This window comes from Pseudomonas sp. 21615526 (genome assembly GCF_013386245.1).
Taxonomy (GTDB): Bacteria; Pseudomonadota; Gammaproteobacteria; order Pseudomonadales; family Pseudomonadaceae; genus Aquipseudomonas.
The window spans coordinates 1-19,117 of the sequence record NZ_JACAOM010000010.1 but is presented as its reverse complement, the minus strand read 5'-3'; the positions used below and the strand labels follow the sequence as shown (position 1 = coordinate 19,117).

The 19,117-nt window shown below is 62.2% G+C and carries 15 protein-coding genes and 1 pseudogene; 11 read left to right on the top strand and 5 right to left on the bottom strand.

Annotated elements, in window-relative coordinates; translation table 11 throughout:
* Positions 1-13: 13 nt before the first annotated feature.
* From HX786_RS04260 to edd, 4 genes are all read right to left on the bottom strand, one after another.
* Positions 14-1,483 (bottom strand): ATP-binding protein, encoded by a 1,470-nt coding sequence (locus tag HX786_RS04260; RefSeq protein ID WP_178911764.1) that lies wholly within the window; start codon positions 1,481-1,483, stop codon positions 14-16.
* Entirely contained in the window at positions 1,473-2,204 is a 732-nt protein-coding gene (locus tag HX786_RS04255) for a response regulator (RefSeq protein ID WP_003214124.1), read from the bottom strand. Before HX786_RS04255 ends, HX786_RS04260 begins: the two co-directional genes overlap by 11 nt.
* Before the next feature lie 154 nt (positions 2,205-2,358).
* Positions 2,359-3,315, bottom strand: coding sequence for a glucokinase (locus tag HX786_RS04250; protein ID WP_003214122.1), 957 nt, complete (start codon positions 3,313-3,315; stop codon positions 2,359-2,361).
* Positions 3,312-5,138, bottom strand: coding sequence for a phosphogluconate dehydratase (edd, locus tag HX786_RS04245; RefSeq protein WP_003214119.1), 1,827 nt, complete (start codon positions 5,136-5,138; stop codon positions 3,312-3,314). Before edd ends, HX786_RS04250 begins: the two co-directional genes overlap by 4 nt.
* A gap of 221 nt (positions 5,139-5,359) precedes the next feature.
* Here edd and gap point away from each other — a divergent pair, with 221 nt between their 5' ends.
* From gap to HX786_RS32255, 8 genes and pseudogenes are all read left to right on the top strand, one after another.
* Positions 5,360-6,361: a type I glyceraldehyde-3-phosphate dehydrogenase gene (gene gap, locus HX786_RS04240; protein WP_003214117.1), complete on the top strand. Its 1,002-nt coding sequence runs from the start codon at positions 5,360-5,362 to the stop codon at positions 6,359-6,361.
* Positions 6,362-6,545: 184 nt separating this feature from the next.
* Complete coding sequence (locus HX786_RS04235) at positions 6,546-7,064, top strand: RNA polymerase sigma factor (RefSeq protein WP_003214115.1); 519 nt, start codon at positions 6,546-6,548, stop codon at positions 7,062-7,064.
* 61 nt (positions 7,065-7,125) lie between these two features.
* Positions 7,126-8,094, top strand: coding sequence for a FecR domain-containing protein (locus HX786_RS04230; protein WP_178911763.1), 969 nt, complete (start codon positions 7,126-7,128; stop codon positions 8,092-8,094).
* 117 nt (positions 8,095-8,211) lie between these two features.
* Entirely contained in the window at positions 8,212-10,791 is a 2,580-nt protein-coding gene (locus HX786_RS04225) for a TonB-dependent receptor (RefSeq protein WP_177021876.1), read from the top strand.
* Between the two features lie 131 nt (positions 10,792-10,922).
* The gene (locus HX786_RS04220) at positions 10,923-11,531 is read left to right on the top strand and encodes a biliverdin-producing heme oxygenase (protein WP_177019288.1); all 609 of its coding nucleotides are present in this window, start codon (positions 10,923-10,925) and stop codon (positions 11,529-11,531) included.
* A 170-nt stretch (positions 11,532-11,701) separates the two neighbouring features.
* Positions 11,702-12,103, top strand: a complete 402-nt coding sequence (locus HX786_RS04215) for a YbaN family protein (RefSeq protein WP_003214107.1) — start codon at positions 11,702-11,704, stop codon at positions 12,101-12,103.
* Between the two features lie 124 nt (positions 12,104-12,227).
* Positions 12,228-13,508, top strand: a pseudogene (locus tag HX786_RS32260) (HAMP domain-containing protein); the annotation flags it as partial.
* A 102-nt stretch (positions 13,509-13,610) separates the two neighbouring features.
* A complete protein-coding gene (locus tag HX786_RS32255) occupies positions 13,611-14,366 on the top strand; it encodes a methyl-accepting chemotaxis protein (RefSeq protein ID WP_371103562.1) in 756 nt (251 codons plus the stop codon).
* A 149-nt stretch (positions 14,367-14,515) separates the two neighbouring features.
* Here HX786_RS32255 and HX786_RS04205 read toward each other — a convergent pair whose 3' ends face one another.
* Positions 14,516-15,079, bottom strand: a complete 564-nt coding sequence (locus tag HX786_RS04205; RefSeq protein WP_003214103.1) for an NAD(P)H nitroreductase — start codon at positions 15,077-15,079, stop codon at positions 14,516-14,518.
* A 139-nt stretch (positions 15,080-15,218) separates the two neighbouring features.
* Between HX786_RS04205 and HX786_RS04200 the strand changes: the two genes are divergently transcribed.
* The 3 genes from HX786_RS04200 to HX786_RS04190 are packed head-to-tail and all read left to right on the top strand — an operon-like array spanning position 15,219 to position 18,842.
* Positions 15,219-16,646 (top strand): di-heme oxidoredictase family protein, encoded by a 1,428-nt coding sequence (locus HX786_RS04200; protein WP_178911762.1) that lies wholly within the window; start codon positions 15,219-15,221, stop codon positions 16,644-16,646.
* 31 nt (positions 16,647-16,677) lie between these two features.
* Entirely contained in the window at positions 16,678-17,742 is a 1,065-nt protein-coding gene (locus tag HX786_RS04195) for an imelysin family protein (RefSeq protein ID WP_178911761.1), read from the top strand.
* 2 nt (positions 17,743-17,744) lie between these two features.
* Positions 17,745-18,842: a DUF1513 domain-containing protein gene (locus HX786_RS04190; protein WP_008435520.1), complete on the top strand. Its 1,098-nt coding sequence runs from the start codon at positions 17,745-17,747 to the stop codon at positions 18,840-18,842.
* Positions 18,843-19,117 lie beyond the last annotated feature (275 nt).

Genomic DNA, 19,117 nt, shown 5'->3' with positions numbered 1-19,117 from the left:
GTATTGGTGGTGTTCAATCCAGGCCACGAGGCAGTTGCAAGGTCACCCGCAAACCGCCCTCCCGCAGATTCTGCAAACTCACTTCACCGCCATGGCTGTGGGCAATGTTGCGGGCGATGCCCAGGCCCAGGCCGTAACCCTGTTGCTGCCCGGCCAGGCGGAAGTGCGGCTCGAAGACCTGCTCCAGGCGCTGTTCCGGCACGCCCGGGCCTTCGTCGTCGACGTGGAGGATGAACTCCGAGCCATCGTCTTCAATGTGCAAATGGGCGTTCTGCCCGTACTTCAGGGCGTTGTCGATCAGGTTGCCGATGCAGCGCTTGAGCGCCAGCGGCTTGCCCGGGTACGTCGTAAGTGCCCGACCATGTTGGGTCACGCGCCCATTGCCGTTGGGCGCCAGGTACGGCTCCACCAGGCAGTCGAGTACGTGGTTGAGGTCCACCGGTTCGATGTTTTCGTGGATGTCGGTGTCCTTCACGCACTGCAACGCGCCTTTGACCAGCAACTCCAGTTCATCCAGGTCGCGGCCGAACTTGGCTTGCAGGTTCTCGTCTTCCAGCAATTCCACCCGCAACCGCAGGCGTGTGATGGGTGTGCGCAGGTCGTGGGAAATGGCGCTGAACAGCTGGCTGCGTTCGGTCAGGTAACGGCTGATGCGTTCGCGCATGGCATTGAACGCGCGGCCTACTTCCACCACTTCGCTGCCGCCGCCTTCGGCCACCGGCTCCACGTCGGCGCCCAGGGACATGTCCCGCGCCGCCCTCGCCAGGCGCTTGAGTGGACGGCTTTGCCAGTGCACCAACAGGCCGATAAACAGCAGCAGGAAGCCGCTGGTGAGCACGATAAACCACACCTGCTGGTATGGCAGGCCTTGTTCTTCGAGGCTGGTATAGGGTTCGGGCAGCAAGGAGGCAATGTAGAGCCATTCGCCCTGGGCCAGCTGGATCTGGGTGACCAACACCGGCGGATTCACCGGTTCCAGGGTCAACGCGTAATGCGCCCAGGAGCGCGGCAATTCATCGAGTTTCAAGCCGGCGTTGAAGATGCGCAGGTCTTCGGCGCTGACGAACTCCACCGAAACATGCACGTCGCTGCCCAGGGTCTGGCGCAACACTTCTTCGACAGCACCGAGCACTGCATGCTTGCGCGGGGTTTCCGGCAATACCGCCATGTCCAGGGGCTTGTCGTTGAGCGTCACCACAAACCGGGTACCGCCCATGCTGCGCAACTGGTCCAGTACCAACGGCCGGAAGGCCACCGGCAACGAGCGGAAATAACTGACGCTGGCGGTCATCGAATGCGCCAGGCTGCGGGCGGCGGTTACCAGGCCTTCAAGCTGGGTAGCGCGCAATTGCGAGACCCAGATCACGCTGGACAACGCCTGGGCAAACAGCACCGCCAACAGGGTCAGCAGTAACATCCGCCCCAGCAGCGAACGCGGTACCGGGATGCGCCGGCGCAGTTCACGCAGGCGCTCAGTGGGCATTGCCGGCAACCACGCTGGCTGCCAATTGATAGCCACTGCCGCGCACGGTGCGGATCAGCCGGGGTGGTTTTTCGGTGTCGCGCAGGCGTTGGCGCAGACGGCTGACGGCCATGTCGACAATCCGGTCCAGGGGCATCAGGTCGCGGCCACGGGTGGCGTTGCCGATGGTGTCGCGGTCGAGGATTTGCTGGGGGTGGTCGAGGAACAGTTTGAGCAGGGCAAAATCGGCGCCGGAAAGAATCACTTCCTCGCCGTCGACGTGGAACAGCCGGTGGCTGACCATGTCCAGGCGCCACTCGCCAAACACCAGCACCTCGCCGCCGCTGCGCTCCTGGCCAAACTGGCAGCGCCGCAACAAGGCCTTGATACGGGCCTGCAACTCACGGGGGCTGAAGGGTTTGCCGATGTAATCGTCGGCACCCAGCTCCAGGCCGATGACGCGGTCGGCTTCGTCGGAACTGGCGGTGAGCATGATGATCGGCACCTGGGCCTGGCGCGGGTGCTGGCGGATCCAGCGGCAGAGGCTGAAACCGTCTTCGTCCGGCAGCATCACATCAAGGATCACCAGGTCGCACGGCGCTTCGTTCATCGCCTGGCGGAACCCCGCGCCATCCGGCACGCCACGCACCTGGAAACCGGCGCGGCTGAGGTAGGTTTGCAGCAACTCGCGGATTTCCTGGTCGTCGTCGACCAGGAGAATGGATTTACTGATTACGCTCACGGGGTCCTCCTTGTTGTTATGGCCAAGCTTAAGTCATTTGTTGCCCTTGAGGCCGCCTTCGCGAGCAAGCCCGCTCCCACATTCGACCTCATTCATCCAGTTGGAATGGGATTGAATGTGGGAGCGGGCTTGCTCGCGAAGAGGCCATCACTGCCTACGCAAATGCCTGCTCAAGCGCCACACCAGCACCTGTCAACCCTGAATACGGTGCCGTCACCAGCCACACCGGAATGCCTTTGAAGTAGTCGCTCATGCAGCCCTTGTCGCCAAAACTCCTGGCAAAACCACTCTTGATAAAGAAATCGGCAAAGCGCGGGATCACCCCACCCACGATGTACACGCCACCACGACCGCCGGTGGTCAGCACGTTGTTACCGGCGACGCGGCCCAGCCAGATACTGAACTGGTCCAGCACTTCCAGGGCTATCGGGTCACCCGCCAGGCCAGCGGCAGTGATGGCTTCGGGAGTTTCCAGAACCGCCTCGTGACCGTCCACCGCGCAGATCGCCCGGTACAACCTGGGCAAACCGCCACCGCTCAAGGCAGTTTCAGCGCTGACATGGCCGATCTCATTGTAGATGTGCTGCCACAGCTGGGCTTCACGCGGGCTGCTCACGGGCAGGTCGACATGGCCGCCCTCCCCCGGCAATGCCGCCCAACGGCCATGGCCGAGGTCGAGCAAGGTGCCGACGCCCAGGCCAGTGCCCGGGCCAATCACCACCGCAGGGCGCAACGGCTCCGGCGTGCCTTCGCACACCACGCGGAATTCGTCGGGCTTCAGGCGGGTCATGCCCAGGGCCATGGCCGAGAAATCATTCACCAGCAGCAGCTCGTCCACCTGCAAGGTCTTGCAGAACGCAGTCTTGCTCAGGCGCCAGTGATTGTTGGTGAATTTAAATTCATCTCCACTCACCGGCCCCGCGACCGACAGGCACACCGCGCCAATCGAGCCGATGGCCAAGCCTTCTTCCTTCAGATAGACCTGGATCGCCTCCTCCGGGCTGGCATGATCCGCCGTCGCATGGACGCGGATCGAATGCAGCTCCTGATCCCGCCACAACGCAAAACGGGCGTTGGTACCACCGATATCACCGACCAGCGCTAGCTTCACTTAAGTGTCTCCAAGGCAGAGGTAAAGGCGCTGGCGCCCTGCTCTGCGGAGCTTGCAGCCAAACGCATAAACGCAAACAACTCGCGACCGGCCCCCACGTTATTGCCCAGAAGGCCCGTGGCAGGCGCGCGCGCGGCAAATTCTTCGGCGTCCACCTTAAGCTCCAAGGTGCCTTTGACGCCATCCACGCGAATGATATCGCCATCGCGCACACGTGCCAGTGGCCCGCCGCTCTGGGCTTCGGGGTTGACGTGAATCGCGGCGGGAATCTTACCCGAGGCGCCGGACATGCGCCCGTCTGTTACCAACGCCACTTTGAAGCCACGATCCTGCAACACGCCGAGGAACGGGGTCATCTTGTGCAATTCCGGCATGCCGTTGGAGCGCGGCCCCTGGAAACGCATCACCGCAACAAAGTCTTTTTCCAACTCACCGGCCTTGAACGCGTCGGCCAGGTCTTGCTGGTCCTGGAACACCACGGCCGGGGCTTCGACGATTTGATGTTCGAGGGCCACGGCGGAGACCTTCATCACACCCCGGCCGAGGTTGCCTTCCATAACCCGCAGGCCGCCTTCCGGAGAAAACGCACGGGCCACGGGACGCAGGATGGTTTCGTCGAGGCTTTCGATCGGGCCTTCACGCCATACCAGCTCGCCGTCCACCAGGAACGGTTCCTGGGTGTAGCGGCTCAGGCCATGACCGGCCACGGTGTTGACGTCGTTGTGCAGCAGGCCGGCTTCCAGCAGTTCGCGGATCAGGAACGACATGCCTCCCGCCGCCTGGAAGTGGTTGATGTCGGCCTTGCCGTTTGGATACACGTGGGACAGGGTCGGCACCACCTCGGAGAGGTCGGCCATGTCATCCCAAGTGAGGATGATGCCCGCCGACATGGCGATGGCCGGCATGTGCAGGGTGTGGTTGGTGGACCCACCCGTGGCGTTGAGGGCGATGATGGAGTTGACGATGGATTTCTCGTCGACGATCTCGCCGATCGGCGTGAAGCTGCCGTTGGCCTTGGTCAGGCGCGTGACCTGGTGCGCGGCTTCGCGGGTCAGGGCGTCACGCAGCGGCGTGTACGGGTTGACGAACGAGGCGCCCGGCAGGTGCAGGCCCATGACTTCCATCAGCAACTGGTTGGTGTTGGCGGTGCCGTAGAAGGTGCAGGTGCCCGGGCTGTGGTAGGACTTCATCTCCGATTCCAGCAGCTCTTCGCGGGTGGCCTTGCCTTCGGCGTAGCGCTGGCGCACGTCGGCTTTCTGTTTGTTGGAGATCCCCGACGGCATCGGGCCGCCCGGTACGAAGATCATCGGCAGGTGGCCGTAGCGCAGGGCGCCCATCATCAGGCCGGGGACGATCTTGTCGCAGATACCCAGCATCAGCGCGGCGTCGAACATGTTGTGGGACAGCGCTACCGCTGTGGACATGGCAATCACTTCGCGGCTCAGCAGGCTGAGCTCCATGCCTGGCTCGCCCTGGGTCACGCCGTCGCACATGGCGGGGGTACCGCCGGCGAACTGGCCAACCGAACCGACTTCACGCAGGGCCTTTTTGATTTGCTCGGGGAAATGTTCGTATGGCTGGTGGGCCGACAGCATGTCGTTATATGACGAAACAATTGCCACGTTGGCGGCGTTCATCATGCGCAGACTGTTTTTGTCTTCGGTGCCACACCCGGCCACGCCGTGGGCAAAGTTGGCGCATTGCAGCTTGCCGCGCATCGGGCCGTCGCTGGCAGCGCCGCGAATGAGCGCAAGGTATGCCTCACGGGTTGCACGGCTGCGGGCGATAAGCCGTTCGGTGACCTCAAGTACGCGGGGATGCATGTATAGAACTCCAGGCTAACGGATGTGGCGACCTGAGTGTCTATGCTGGTCAAAAGCCCGCCGCGAAGAGGTTGGCAGGGTGTTGCTTGACCAATCGGACCAGTTGATTCAGGTCACTCGTTGTAGATTGAACAAAATATTGCCACTAAAAAGGCTTGTTTTCTATTTTTATGCGAATAATCTTGTAATTCTTACAACAAATCGACGACAGGCACCTTCCAATGACTCTACGTATCGCTATCAATGGTTTTGGCCGTATTGGCCGTAATGTCCTGCGCGCACTTTATACCCAAGGCTACCGTCAGGATTTGCAGATCGTCGCCATCAACGATCTCGGCGACAGCTCGATCAATGCCCACCTGCTTAAATACGACACCGTCCACGGTACTTTCGACGCAGAGGTCGCTCATGATCAGGAAAGCCTGACCGTGAACGGTGACCGGATTGCCGTGAGTGCCATTCGCAACCCGGCCGACCTGCCGTGGGCTGCCCACAAGGTGGACGTGGTGTTCGAATGCACCGGTCTGTTCACCGACCGTGACAAGGCCGCCGCCCATATTACCGCCGGCGCGCGCAAGGTGATCATCTCGGCCCCGGCCAAGGGCGCCGATGCCACCGTGGTGTACGGGGTAAACCATGACATTTTGCGTCAATCCCACCAGATCATCTCCAACGCTTCCTGCACCACCAACTGCCTGGCGCCCGTGGCCCAGGTGCTGCACCGCGAGCTGGGCATCGAAAGCGGCCTGATGACCACCATCCACGCCTACACCAACGACCAGAACCTGACCGACGTCTACCACACCGACCCGTACCGCGCGCGCTCGGCCACCCAGAACATGATCCCGAGCAAGACCGGCGCTGCCGAAGCCGTGGGCCTGGTGCTGCCGGAACTGGCAGGCAAGCTGACCGGCATGGCCGTGCGTGTACCGGTGATCAACGTGTCGCTGGTGGACCTCACCGTGCAACTGAAAAAAGAAGCCAGCGCCGAGCAGGTCAACGCGCTGCTGAAAGAAGCCAGCCAGCACTCGAAAATCCTCGGCTACAACACCCTGCCGCTGGTTTCCAGCGACTTCAACCATAACCCGCTTTCGTCGATCTTCGACGCCAATCACACCAAAGTGAGCGGCAAACTGCTGAAAGTGCTGGCCTGGTACGATAATGAGTGGGGCTTCTCGAACCGGATGCTGGATAACTGCCTGGCGCTGTGCAACGCCGAGTAATGCTCGGCCTGTAGGAGCGAGCTTGCTCGCGAAAAACGCAAAACCACCGCGTTTATTCAGGATGCCAGCGATATCGTTGACGCCCTTCGCGAGCAAGCTCGCTCCTACAGTAATCCAAAGTGCCACTTGCCATTTGCGTTGATGATAAGCATTATCATTCGCTGCAAATCGGTCTGGTATCACTGTGAGCCAATCTCGTTTCAACCAAGTCTTCCTCACCCAGCGGGTGATTTTGCTGCGCACCTTGCAGCGGATGGTGAATAACCACAGCACCGCCGAGGACCTGTTGCAGGAAACCTACCTGCGCGTTACCCGGGCCCTGAGCGAACGGCCGATCGACCACCTCGAACCCTTTGTCTACCAGACGGCGCGCAACCTGGCGCTGGACCACCTGCGCGCCCGCAGGATTCAGGCCCGCACCCTGCAGGAAGATGTCCCGCTGGACGTCCTGCAAAGCGTCGCCTCCCCCGTCAGCACCCCCGAAGACGCGACACAGGCCGAGCAATTGCTCGAGCATCTGAGTGTCAGCCTCGGCCAGTTGAGCGCCCGCCAGCAGCAGATATTCATCCTCAGCCGCCTGCACGGTTGCAGCTATCAGGAGATCGCCGACAAGCTCGACGTGTCCCTGAGCACCGTGCAGAAGGAACTGAAACTGATCATGGCCATCTGCATAGGTGTGGCCGAAAGACTGGATCGCCCTTAAGCTTTGGCGGCACAGTCTGTAGGACTATTGATTAAAACGTGGCGAAGACCCGAGGAACACCGTGACGGAACCGAATAAACGGCACCCCCATGAGCTGGCTCATGAGGTGTTGCAAGACGCGGCCATGGACCAAGCCCTCGACTGGCTGATCGCGTTGCAGTGCCCGCAACCCGGGCAGCAGGCGGAATTTGAAGCCTGGCTCGCCAACGACCCGTTAAACGCCGAAGCCTTCATCAAGGCCCAGACTGCCTGGGGCGGCGCGCCGGTTCACAGCGCTGCCGTCGCCCTGAATGCGCCACGCAAACCCAGCGTCTGGCGCCGTATCAAACCGCACTGGAAGCCCCTGGCCACTGCCGCCGTGTTGCTGCTGGGCCTGTTCAGCTTCAGCAACCTGCCTATGCGCCTGCAGGCCGACCATCTGACCGTGGTGGGCGAGCGCCAGCGCCTGCAGCTGGACGATGGCTCGAAAGTGTTGCTCAACACCAATTCAGCCTTCTCCAGCAGCATCAAGGACCACCAGCGCATCGCCCGCCTGTATCAGGGCGAGGCATTTTTCGAAGTGCTGCCCAGCCGTGGCCTGCCCCTGGAAATCGACGCCGGCCCGGTGCGCGCCAGCGTGCGCGACACCTCTTTCGCGGTGCGCTACTTGAACGGTGAAGCCCAGGTTCAGGTACAGCGTGGTGATGTCGACCTGAGCAACACGTTTGACGACGCGCGGGTGCGCCTGAGCGCCGGTGAAAGTATCCGCATCGGGCCCAAGGGCTTCGGCCAACCGGCCAAACTCGACACCACCAAGGATCTGGCCTGGGTCGACGGCCGGCTGATCTTCGAAAACTGCCCGATGAGCGAAGTGCTGGCCGAATTGCGTCGCTACTACCCCGGCTGGATCGTCAACAACAACGACAGGCTCGCCGGCGTGGCCGTCACCGGCAATTACCGGCTCGACCAGCCGCTCGACGTGGTGCGCTCCCTGGCCCACATCACCTCGGCCAAGCTCTCGGAATACCCGGCGCTGGTGATCCTGAACTAAATGAGAATTATTTTTACTCGATAGCCAGCGACGATACGTCTCGTTATAGCCAATGCAACTGATTCCTATTTGATTCAGTGCGCAACTATAAGATTCGTACCTTCCGGAGCGCTCTCGATGTCGTCTCGTTTCAACCGCCGGTCCTCTTCGCCCGTTCGCCGCCACGGCTTGTCGCTGCTGACGGCCGCAATCCTGTTGGCCGGTGCGCCCGTCATGGCCGCCACCGCCGCCGAGCCTGCCAGCCGCAGCCAGGGCAACTACAGCTTCAGCATCGAGCAGCAATCTCTGGTCTCGGCGCTGAACGCCTTCACCGCGGTGACCGGCTGGCAAGTCGGCCTGCCCGCCGAGCTGGGCCAGGGTGTGTCGTCCCCTGGCGTGCGCGGCTCATTGCCGGCGGATAAAGCCCTGGACCGGCTGTTGGTGGGGACCAACCTGGGCTATCGCAAACTGGGCAACAACAACATCGTGCTGGAAAAACGCGTCGCCGTCGGCGCCATCACCCTGCAACAGATGACCATCAGTGCCACCCGCCAGGAACAGGCCGTGGACAGCGTGCCCAGCACCGTGACCGTGCACGACCGCGAAGAACTGGACCGCCAGAACGTCAACACCATCCGCGAACTGGTGCGTTATGAGCCAGGTGTTTCGGTGGGCGGTGCCGGCACCCGCTCCGGCAATGCCGGCTACAACATTCGCGGGATCGACGGCGACCGCATCCTGACCCAGGTGGACGGCGTCGAAGTCCCCGACAACTTCTTCAACGGCCCCTACGCCAAGACCCGCCGCAACTACGTCGACCCGGAAATCGTCAAGCGCGTGGAAATCCTGCGCGGCCCGGCCTCGGCCTTGTACGGCAGCAGTGCCATCGGCGGCGCGGTGAGCTATTTCACCCTCGACCCCAACGACATCATCAAGCCCGGCCAGGACTACGGCGCGCGCCTGAAGACCGGCTACAGCTCCGCCGATGAGAGCTGGCTGACCTCCGGCACCGTCGCCGGTCGCGTGCAGGACTTCGACGGCTTGCTGCACCTGAGCCAGCGCAACGGTCACGAGATGGAGTCCTACGACGGCAATAACGCCACCGGCCTGGCCCGCACCGGCGCCAACCCGGAAGATGCGCGCACCACCAACGTGCTGGCCAAACTGGGTTGGAACTACGGCGAAGACAACCGCCTGGGCCTGACCTACGAGAAGTTCAAGGACGATCGCGACACCAACCTGAAAAACGCAGTGGGTGGCCCGTTTGTCGGTGGCCAGGGCTTCAACTTCTACCGCGGCCGCACGGGCAACGACACCATCACCCGCGAACGCTTCGGCATCGAAAACAAGTTCGCCCTCGACTCGCCGATTGCCGATCACATCAAGACCAGCCTCAACTACCAGATCGCCAAGACCGACCAGACCACCGCAGAAATCTACCAGCCATCGCGCAAGGTATTGCGCACCCGCGAGACCCTGTACGAAGAGAAGCAGTGGGTATTCGACGCGCAGTTGGACAAGGCTTTCAGCATCGGCGAAACCGACCATGTCGTGACCTACGGCACCACCCTCAAGCAGCAGAAAGTCACCGGTTCCCGTGAGGGCGCCGCGACCTGCCTGGCGGTCGGCGCAGGCTGCACCGCCATCGGTGCACCAAGCCCGTCGGCCGCCGACAGCGTGAAAAAAGCCAGCGACTTCCCGGATCCGACCATCAACTCCTACGCGCTGTTTGCCCAGGACCAGATTGCCTGGGACAAGTGGACCTTCCTGCCCAGCGTCCGCTACGACTACATCCAGCTCAAACCCAAGCTGACCCAGGAATTCCTCAATACCGTTGACCCGACACGCATCTACGACCACAGCGACTCGGAAAAGAACTGGCACCGTGTAACGCCAAAATTCGGCATCACTTATGCCCTGACCGAGCAATACACTTGGTTCGGCCAATACGCCGAAGGCTATCGCACCCCGTCGGCCAAGGCCTTGTATGGCCGCTTTGAAAACCTGCAGCAGGGCTACACCGTCGAACCCAACCCGGACCTCAAGCCGGAAAGCAGCCGGGGTGTAGAAACCGGGATTCGCGGCAACTTCGACTCGGGCTCGTTTGATGTGGCGGTGTACTACAACAAGTACCGTGATTTCATCGACGAAGATGCCTCGGTTGCCGGTGGCACCGTCCAGCAGTTCGAAGCCAACAACATCAAGCACGCCACCATCAAGGGCGTGGAGGCCAAGGGCCGCTTGAGCCTCGACGCATTCGGCGCACCGCAGGGCCTGTATACCCAAGGCTCGATTGCCTACACCTACGGGCGCAATGACGACAACGGCGAACCGTTGAACAGCGTCAACCCGCTCAAGGGCGTGTTCGGCCTGGGCTATGACCAGCAGAACTACGGTGCTCTGGTCAGTTGGACCCTGGTCAAGAAACAGGACCGCGTCGACAGCACCACCTTCTTCGCCCCTGACGGCAACAGCGCCAACGGCCCGTTCAAGACCCCGGGTTTTGGCATCGTCGACCTGACCGGCTTCTACAAGGTCACCAACGATGTGACCATCAACGGCGGCCTGTACAACCTGACGGACAAGAAATACTGGAACTGGGATGACGTGCGCAGCTACGACAGCGTCGGCGAAGCCGGTGTGACCGGCCCAGCCAACCTCGACCGCCTGACCCAGCCGGGCCGCAACTTTGCGATCAACCTGATCTGGGACATCTGATCCATGGAGCCTCATCCCGGCGCGATTTAATCTGCGCCGGGGTGAGGATTTTTTACTGTGACGCGTCTTCTGGTTCGTCTAGTTCATAACAGCCTGGCAACCAGACGCTTTCTCTTCTCAAGGACTCCCCGATGACCGCCTCCCCTACCGCAGAACGTGCAGCCCTGCGCTCCCAGCGCCTGAACCAGATCACCAATGAACCGCACACCAAGCTCGATGCGTTGGTGAAGGCCCATGCACCGTTTGAAACCCAGGCCAACTTCGCCCGCTTCGTGGTCGCGCAGTACCTGTTCCAGTCGGAGCTGGTGGCGCTGTACAACGATGCCGAGTTGATCAAGATCGTCCCTGACCTCGCTGAACGCTGCCGTGCCGAAGCGGCCAAGCTGGACCTGGGCGACCTGGACACCGAAGTACCGGCACCGGTGGCCGGCGCGGTGAAAAACCCGAGCAAGGCTGAAGCCCTGGGGTGGCTGTTCGTGTCCGAAGGTTCCAAGCTGGGCGCCGCGTTCCTGATCAAGCGCGCCGTGGGCCTGGGCCTGAGCGAAACCTTCGGTGCCCGTCACCTGGGCGAGCCGGCAGGTGGTCGCGCTGAAGGCTGGAAGCGCTTCACCCGCACCCTCGACGCGCTGGAATTCAGTGCCGAAGAAGAAGCCGAAGTGGAGAAAGGCGCGATTGATGCGTTCGTGCGCTTCACCGTGTTGCTGGAACAGGCGTACGCTAGCGCCCCTGAACTGGCCTGATTCCCTGATTGGAATGCAATCAAATGTGGGAGCGGGCTTGCTCGCGAATGCCGTGGTTCAGTCACCAGATATATTGACTGAACCACCGCATTCGCGAGCAAGCCCGCTCCCACATTTTGATCCGGTTTCACTTTGAATCCTTCGTAAATCCATCCATGCAAACCGCACCCATGACCGGCAAAACCCAATCCTCATCCAAAATCGCCCGCGTCCTGTTCGGCCTGCTGGCCTACGTCAGCCTGGGCATCGGCTTGATTGCGATTGTGGTACCGGGCTTGCCCACCACCGAATTCATCCTGCTGGCCGCCTGGGCCGCCACCAAAAGCTCGCCGCGCCTGAGTGCCTGGCTGGAAAACCACCGGCTGTTCGGGCCGATCCTGTTCAATTGGCGCAATGGCAGGATCATCGCCCGCCGGGCCAAAGTCAGCGCCACCGTGAGCATGCTGCTGTGCGCCGGCCTGATGCTGGTGATGCTCGACCACGGCTGGCCGATCTACCTGGCCATCGCCGGAATGAGCATGGGCAACCTGTGGATCTGGTCGCGACCGGAACGTCTCCCGCAACCCACCTGACACCCCCCACTACCGCTCATCGGCTCCCGCTCATGAACTGCCGGCCCAAGCCGATGTTCCGGGCATAGCGCCGAATGGACTCGCCTGAGCTTGCATACTAATAAGTCCATTCGCGGGTACTTCTATGTTCGACACCCTCTCCATTCGCTTGAAAATCGTGCTGTTGTCCGGTCTGTGCCTGCTGGGGGTGATTGCCCTGGTGGTCGGCATGAACCTGTACCAGACCAACCAGAACGACGAACTCATCAGCGATTCAAGCTCGCGAATGCTCACCGACAGTGTGCAGAACCTGCTGCAGGCCAAGGCCGCCGAGCAAGCGGTGCAACTGCAAAAAACCTTCGGTGAAAGCCTGTTGGTGGTGACGGCCCTGGCCGACCAGATCAAGGACCTGCGCACTCTGGCCGCCAAGCGCTCGCTGGATGCCGGGGCCTTGCGTGAAGAACTCAACCACAGCCTGAAAACCGCCTTCGACCGCAACACCAAGGTGCTCGGCATCTGGCTGTCGTTCGAGCCCAACGCCCTCGATGGCAAAGACAGTGAATTCGTCAATGATGCCGCCCGTGTGTCCAACGAAAAAGGCCGCTTTTCCAGCTACTGGAGCCGCGCTGGCGGTGAAGGCCTGAACACCGTGATGGTCGAGGATGACCTGACCAAGACCACCCTCAACCTCAGCGGCACGCCCTACAACATCTGGTACACCTGCCCGCGGGACACAAAAAACACCTGCCTGCTGGACCCGTATGAAGACACCGTGGCCGGCAAGCCGGTGTTGATGACCACCATTTCCCTGCCCCTGCTGGTCGACGGCAAAGTGATCGGCGTGGTCGGTGTGGACCTCGCCCTCAACGCCCTGCAAGCGGCGACCGATGCGGCGCAAAAAGAACTGTTCAACGGCGCCGGAATTCTCGAAATACTGTCCGGTAACGGCTTGATCGCCGGCTACAGCGGCGAGCCGGCCAAAGTCGGCAAAAACCTGGTGGACACCCTCGGTGCCGAAGGCAAAGAGATCGTGCAACTGCTGGCCAGCGATACCCGCAAGATCCGCGAGGAAGACGGCACGATTCGCGCCGTGTACCCGGTCAAACCGATTGCCGACGCCAAATCCTGGGGCGTGGTGATCAAACTGCCCAAACAAGTGCTGCTGGCAGACTCGCTCAAACTCCAGGCGGTGCTCGACAAGGCCCAGGCCAGTGGCACCGTCAAGGCGTTGCTGGTAGGCGCAGCCGCCGGGCTGCTGGGCCTGTTGCTGATCTGGCTGACCGCCACCGGCGTGACCCGGCCGATCAACAGCGTGGCCGCCATGCTCAAGGAAATCGCCAGCGGCGACGGCGATCTCACCCAGCGCCTGGCCTACGGTAAAAAAGATGAACTGGGGGAACTGGTGAACTGGTTCAACCGCTTCCTCGACAAGCTGCAGCCGACCATCGCGCAGATCAAGCAAAGCATCACCGAAGCCCGTGGCACCGCCGACCAGTCCTCGGCAATCGCGCGCCAGACCAGCGAAGGCATGCAGGTGCAGTTCCGTGAGATCGACCAGGTGGCCACCGCCTCGAATGAAATGAGCGCCACCGCCCACGACGTGGCCAACAGCGCCTCCAACGCCGCCAGCGCGGCCCGCGGCGCCGACCAGTCAGCCCGTGAAGGCATGCAGATTATTGAACGCAGCACCCGCGACATCACCACCCTGGCCGAAGAAGTCAGCAAGGCCGTGACCGAAGTCGAAGCCCTGGCGGTGAACAGCGAGCAGATCGGTTCGGTACTGGAAGTGATCCGCAGCATTGCCGAACAGACCAACCTGCTGGCCCTGAACGCTGCGATTGAAGCGGCGCGAGCCGGGGAAAGCGGGCGCGGTTTTGCGGTGGTGGCCGACGAGGTGCGCAACCTGGCCAAGCGTACCCAGGACTCGGTGGAGGAGATTCGCCTGGTGATCGAACGCATCCAGACTGGCACCCGTGGAGTGGTGGCGACCATGCATTCGAGCCAGACCCAGGCGCAGAACAACGCCGGGCAGATTCATCAGGCGGTGCAGGCCCTGGGCAAGATCAGCGATGCAGTAACGGTGATCAGCGACATGAACCTGCAAATCGCCAGCGCTGCCGAGCAGCAGAGTGCGGTGGCCGAAGAGGTCAACCGCAATGTCTCGGCAATCCGCACGGTGACCGAAACCCTGACTGGCCAGGCCACCGAATCGGCGGCCATCAGCAGCCAGCTCAATGCCCTGGCCAGCCAGCAGATGAAGCTGATGGATCAGTTTCGGGTTTGACCCGGGCTTGAAGCCAGTAAGCACCCAATGTGGGAGCGGGCTTGCTCGCGAATACGGTGGATCAGTCGGTACATGTATTGACTGACACACCGCATTCGCGAGCAAGCCCGCTCCCACACAAGCCCGTCCACATTTAGAATCGCGGTGCCTTATTGACCCGTCCAGGCTGCCACAAACGGCGCCAGGTCTTCTTTCGGGGCCGTACGCGGCGGGTTTTGTGGGGTGCCCAGGTAGAGGAAACCAATCACTTCCTCATCCGCCTTCAGCCCGAGGCCTTTGGCGACATGGGCCGAGTACGACAACTCACCGGTGCGCCACACCGCGCCGATCCCCTGGGCGTACGCCGCCAGCAGAATCCCGTGAGCCGCACAGGCCGCCGCCAGCAGCTGCTCGGATTTTGGCACTTTGAAATGTTCTTGCAGGCGGGCAATCACCACCACCACCAACGGCGCCCGCAGCGGGCCGTTCTGCGCCTTGTCGATCGCGGCCTGGGGCGCGTCGGCGTCCTGCAGGCGGGCGGCTTCGGCCAGCAGGGTGCCCATGCGCTCACGTGCCGCACCCTCCACCGTCAGGAAGCGCCAAGGGCGCAGTTGGCCGTGGTCGGGCGCGCGCATGGCAGCGGCGAACAGCAGGTCGCGCTGCTCCTGGGTCGGTGCCGGGTCCAGCAGTCGCGGCACGGAAACACGGTTGAGCAAAGCGTCGAGAGCCTGCATTGGCCACCTCCAGAGAAAAATGTGCGGTCATTCTAGCGGGAATGAATCGGATACCACCAAACGATAATTGCTCTTATTCAATCCGCCCTGCCCTGTTAGACTTTGCGGCCTTATTTTCAGCCTACGTTCAGGAAGACTGATGTCCCGTTCGCCCCTTCGCCTGTCTGCACTGTTGATGGCCTTGAGCCTGAGTGCCTGCGATGACGCCCCGCGATTCACCAAGGCCGAGCCTGGTGAAGCGCGTGCCGGTGGCGCGACCACGGTGAGGAAGACCGACCAGAACGCCTTCTCCCTGCCCTCGGCCAACCTGTCGCCCACCCGGCGCCTGGACTTCAGCGTCGGCAACAGTTTCTTTCGCAGCCCCTGGGTGATTGCCCCGTCCACCACCACTGCCCGCGACGGGCTGGGGCCGCTGTTCAATACCAATGCCTGCCAGAACTGCCATATCAAGGATGGCCGTGGGCATCCGCCATTGCCCGATGCGCCCAACGCGGTGTCGATGCTGGTACGCCTGTCGATTCCCGATGCGCCGCCCTATGCGAAGGTCATCGAGCAACTGGGTGTAGTCCCCGAACCGGTCTACGGTGGGCAATTGCAGGACATGGCCGTGCCCGGCGTCGCCCCGGAGGGCAAGGTGCGGGTCGACTACACGCCGGTCAACGTCCGCTTCAAGGACGGCACCGTGGTCGAATTGCGCAAGCCGGCCCTGCAAATCACCCAGCTCGGTTATGGGCCGATGCACCCCGACACGCGCTTCTCGGCGCGAGTTGCACCGCCGATGATCGGCCTGGGGCTGCTCGAAGCGATCCCCGACGCCGACATCCTGCGCAACACCGACCCGAAAACCGCCGACAAGGAAGCCATTGTCGGGCGGGCGAATTGGGTCTGGGACGACGCGCAACACAAGACCGTACTCGGTCGATTTGGCTGGAAAGCCGGGCAACCGAACCTCAATCAACAAAATGTTCACGCGTTCTCTGGTGATATGGGCCTGACCACCTCCCTGAGACCGTTCGATGACTGCACCGATGCACAAGTGGCCTGCAAACAGGCGCCCAACGGCAATGGCCCGGATGGCGAGCCTGAGGTCAGCGACAACATCCTGCGCCTGGTGCTGTTCTACACCCGCAACCTGGCCGTCCCCGCCCGCCGCGACGTCAACGCACCGCAAGTGCTGGCCGGGAAAAACCTGTTCTACCAGGCCGGTTGCCAGGGCTGCCACACCCCGCAATTCACCACGGCGCCCACCGCCGCCGAACCTGAATTGGCTAACCAGGTGATTCGCCCCTACAGCGACTTGCTGCTGCACGACATGGGCGACGGCCTCGCCGACAACCGCAGCGAATTCAAGGCCAGTGGCCGCGACTGGCGCACGCCGCCGTTGTGGGGCATTGGCCTGACGCAAGCCGTCAGTGGCCACACCCAGTTCTTGCATGACGGCCGCGCCCGCAACCTGATGGAGGCCGTGCTGTGGCACGGCGGTGAAGCCCAGGCGGCGCAGCAGCATGTGTTGTCGTTCAATGCCGAGCAGCGCGTCGCGTTGCTGGCATTTCTGAATTCTTTATAAGCTTTGTCCTAATTACAGAAGGGAGCTCGACATGTTCCGTCCCAAGTTGTTGTTCACCAGCCTGGCCGCCCTCGCCCTCGGTGCGTGCTCGCCCCAGGACCCGCAAGCGGTGACCTCGGCGGCCATCGCCAAGCAAGTGATCCTGCCGACCTACAGCCGCTGGGTTGAAGCCGACCGCCAACTGGCCGTCAGCGCCCTGGCCTACTGCCAGGGCAAGGAAAGCCTGGAGACCGCCCGCGCCGACTTCCTGCACGCGCAAAAGGCCTGGGCCGAGTTGCAACCGCTGCTGATCGGCCCGCTGGCCGAGGGCAACCGCTCGTGGCAGGTGCAGTTCTGGCCGGACAAGAAAAACCTGGTGGGTCGTCAAGTCGAGCAACTGGTGACCGCCCAACCACAGATCGACGCCGCCGCCCTGGCCAAATCCAGCGTCGTGGTGCAGGGCCTGTCGGCCTACGAATACATCCTCTACGACGCCAAGACCGATCTGGCGGACGAGACGCAAAAAGCCCGCTACTGCCCGTTGCTGGTAGCCATCGGCGAGCGCCAGAAACTGCTGGCCGAAGAAATCCTGTCGAGCTGGAACAGCACCGACGGCATGCTGGCGCAGATGACCAAGTTTCCTAACCAGCGCTACGCCGATTCCCACGAAGCCATCGCCGACCTGCTGCGGGTTCAAGTGACTGCGCTGGACACCCTGAAGAAAAAACTCGGCACCCCGATGGGCCGCCAGACCAAGGGCATCCCGCAACCGTTCCAGGCCGATGCGTGGCGCAGCCAGTCGTCCCTGCAAAGCCTGGAAGCCAGCCTGGCTGCCGCCCAGACCGTCTGGGTCGGCGTCGACAACAAAGGCCTGCGCGGCTTGTTGCCTGCCGATCAAAAGCCATTGGCTGACAAGATCGACGCCGCGTATGCCGCCTCCCTGAAACTCTTCGCCAGCAACCAGCGTACGCTGAATGAAATGCTGGCCGACGATGCCGGGCGCCAGCAGCTCAACGATATCTACGACAGCCTCAACGTGGTCTACCGCCTGCACGAAGGCGAGCTGGCCAAGGCGCTGGGCATCCAACTGGGCTTTAACGCCAACGACGGTGACTGATGATGCTCAGGCGACAGGCTTTGGCCCTCGGCAGCGTGCTGCTCAGTGCGATCACTTTGGGCGGCTGGACGCTGTTCAAGCAGAAGGGCAAAAGCCCGCTGCTGCTCTCGGCGCGGGATGACAGTGATGGCAGGCACTACGCCGTCGGCTTTCGCCTGGACGGCAAGCAGGTATTTGCCACCGAGGTCGGCCAGCGCTGCCACGACATCATCAACCACCCGACGCTGCCGATTGCGCTGTTTGTCGCCCGCCGGCCCGGCACCGAGAGTTACCTGATCGACCTGCGGGACGGGGCGCTGTTGCAAACCATCACCTCCAAGGCCAATCGCCACTTTTACGGGCATGCGGTGGTGCACAAGGATGGCGAGTGGTTGTATGCCACAGAGAACGACACGTCTGACCCGGGTCGCGGTTTGCTGGGTGTGTACCGGTTCGAGGGTGAGCGGCTGGTGCACACCGGGGAGATTTCCACCCATGGGATTGGGCCGCACCAGGTGTCGTGGATGCCTGATGGCGAGACGCTGGTGGTGGCTAATGGCGGGATTCGTACCGAGGCGGAGAGCCGGGTCGAGATGAACCTGAATGCCATGGAGCCGAGCCTGGTCCTGATGAAGCGCGACGGGACGCTGTTGAGCAAGGAGACCCTGGGCCAGCAGATGAACAGTGTGCGGCATATGGGGATTGCCAGCGACGGGACGATCCTCGCGGGGCAGCAGTTCATGGGGGCGTCTCATGAGCGGTCGGAGTTGCTGGCGATCAAGCGGCCGGGGCAGGCGTTTGTGGCGTTTCCGGTGGCGGATGAGCAGTTGCAGGCCATGGGGCATTACACGGCCAGTGTGGCGGTGCACAGCGAGTTGCGGCTGGTGGCGTTGACGGCGCCACGGGGGAATCGATTCTTTATCTGGAACATGGACAGCGCGCAGTTGCTGCTGGACGGGCCGTTGCCGGATTGTGCCGGGGTGGGTGCGGTAGCTGATGGGTTTGTGGTGACTTCCGGGCAGGGGCGTTGCCGGTTTTATGATTGCCGGCAGGTGCCGTTGGTGGGCAAGCCGCTGGAGTTGCCGGCGGGGCTTTGGGATAACCATCTGCATCTGGTTTGATTGGGGGGCTGATTGGGGGCATATCCGTTGCTGCGGTAACGGCCACTTATGGTTCCGCTCTTACAGCGGGTCACTTTTGGAAAAGAGCCCCAAAAGTAACCAAAAGGGCTCTTGCCCCACCACTCGGCACCTCGCCTAGGCTCGGTGTGCCCTCACTCCGGCTTTGGACCGTGGGCCGCCGTCATTGGCCATCCTTGTCCCAGGACGGCTAACCCGGCGTCCTGCCGGGTTACCCACGCTCTAAAGCCTGCGTTCGGCCAGTGTCTGTCTCTTAT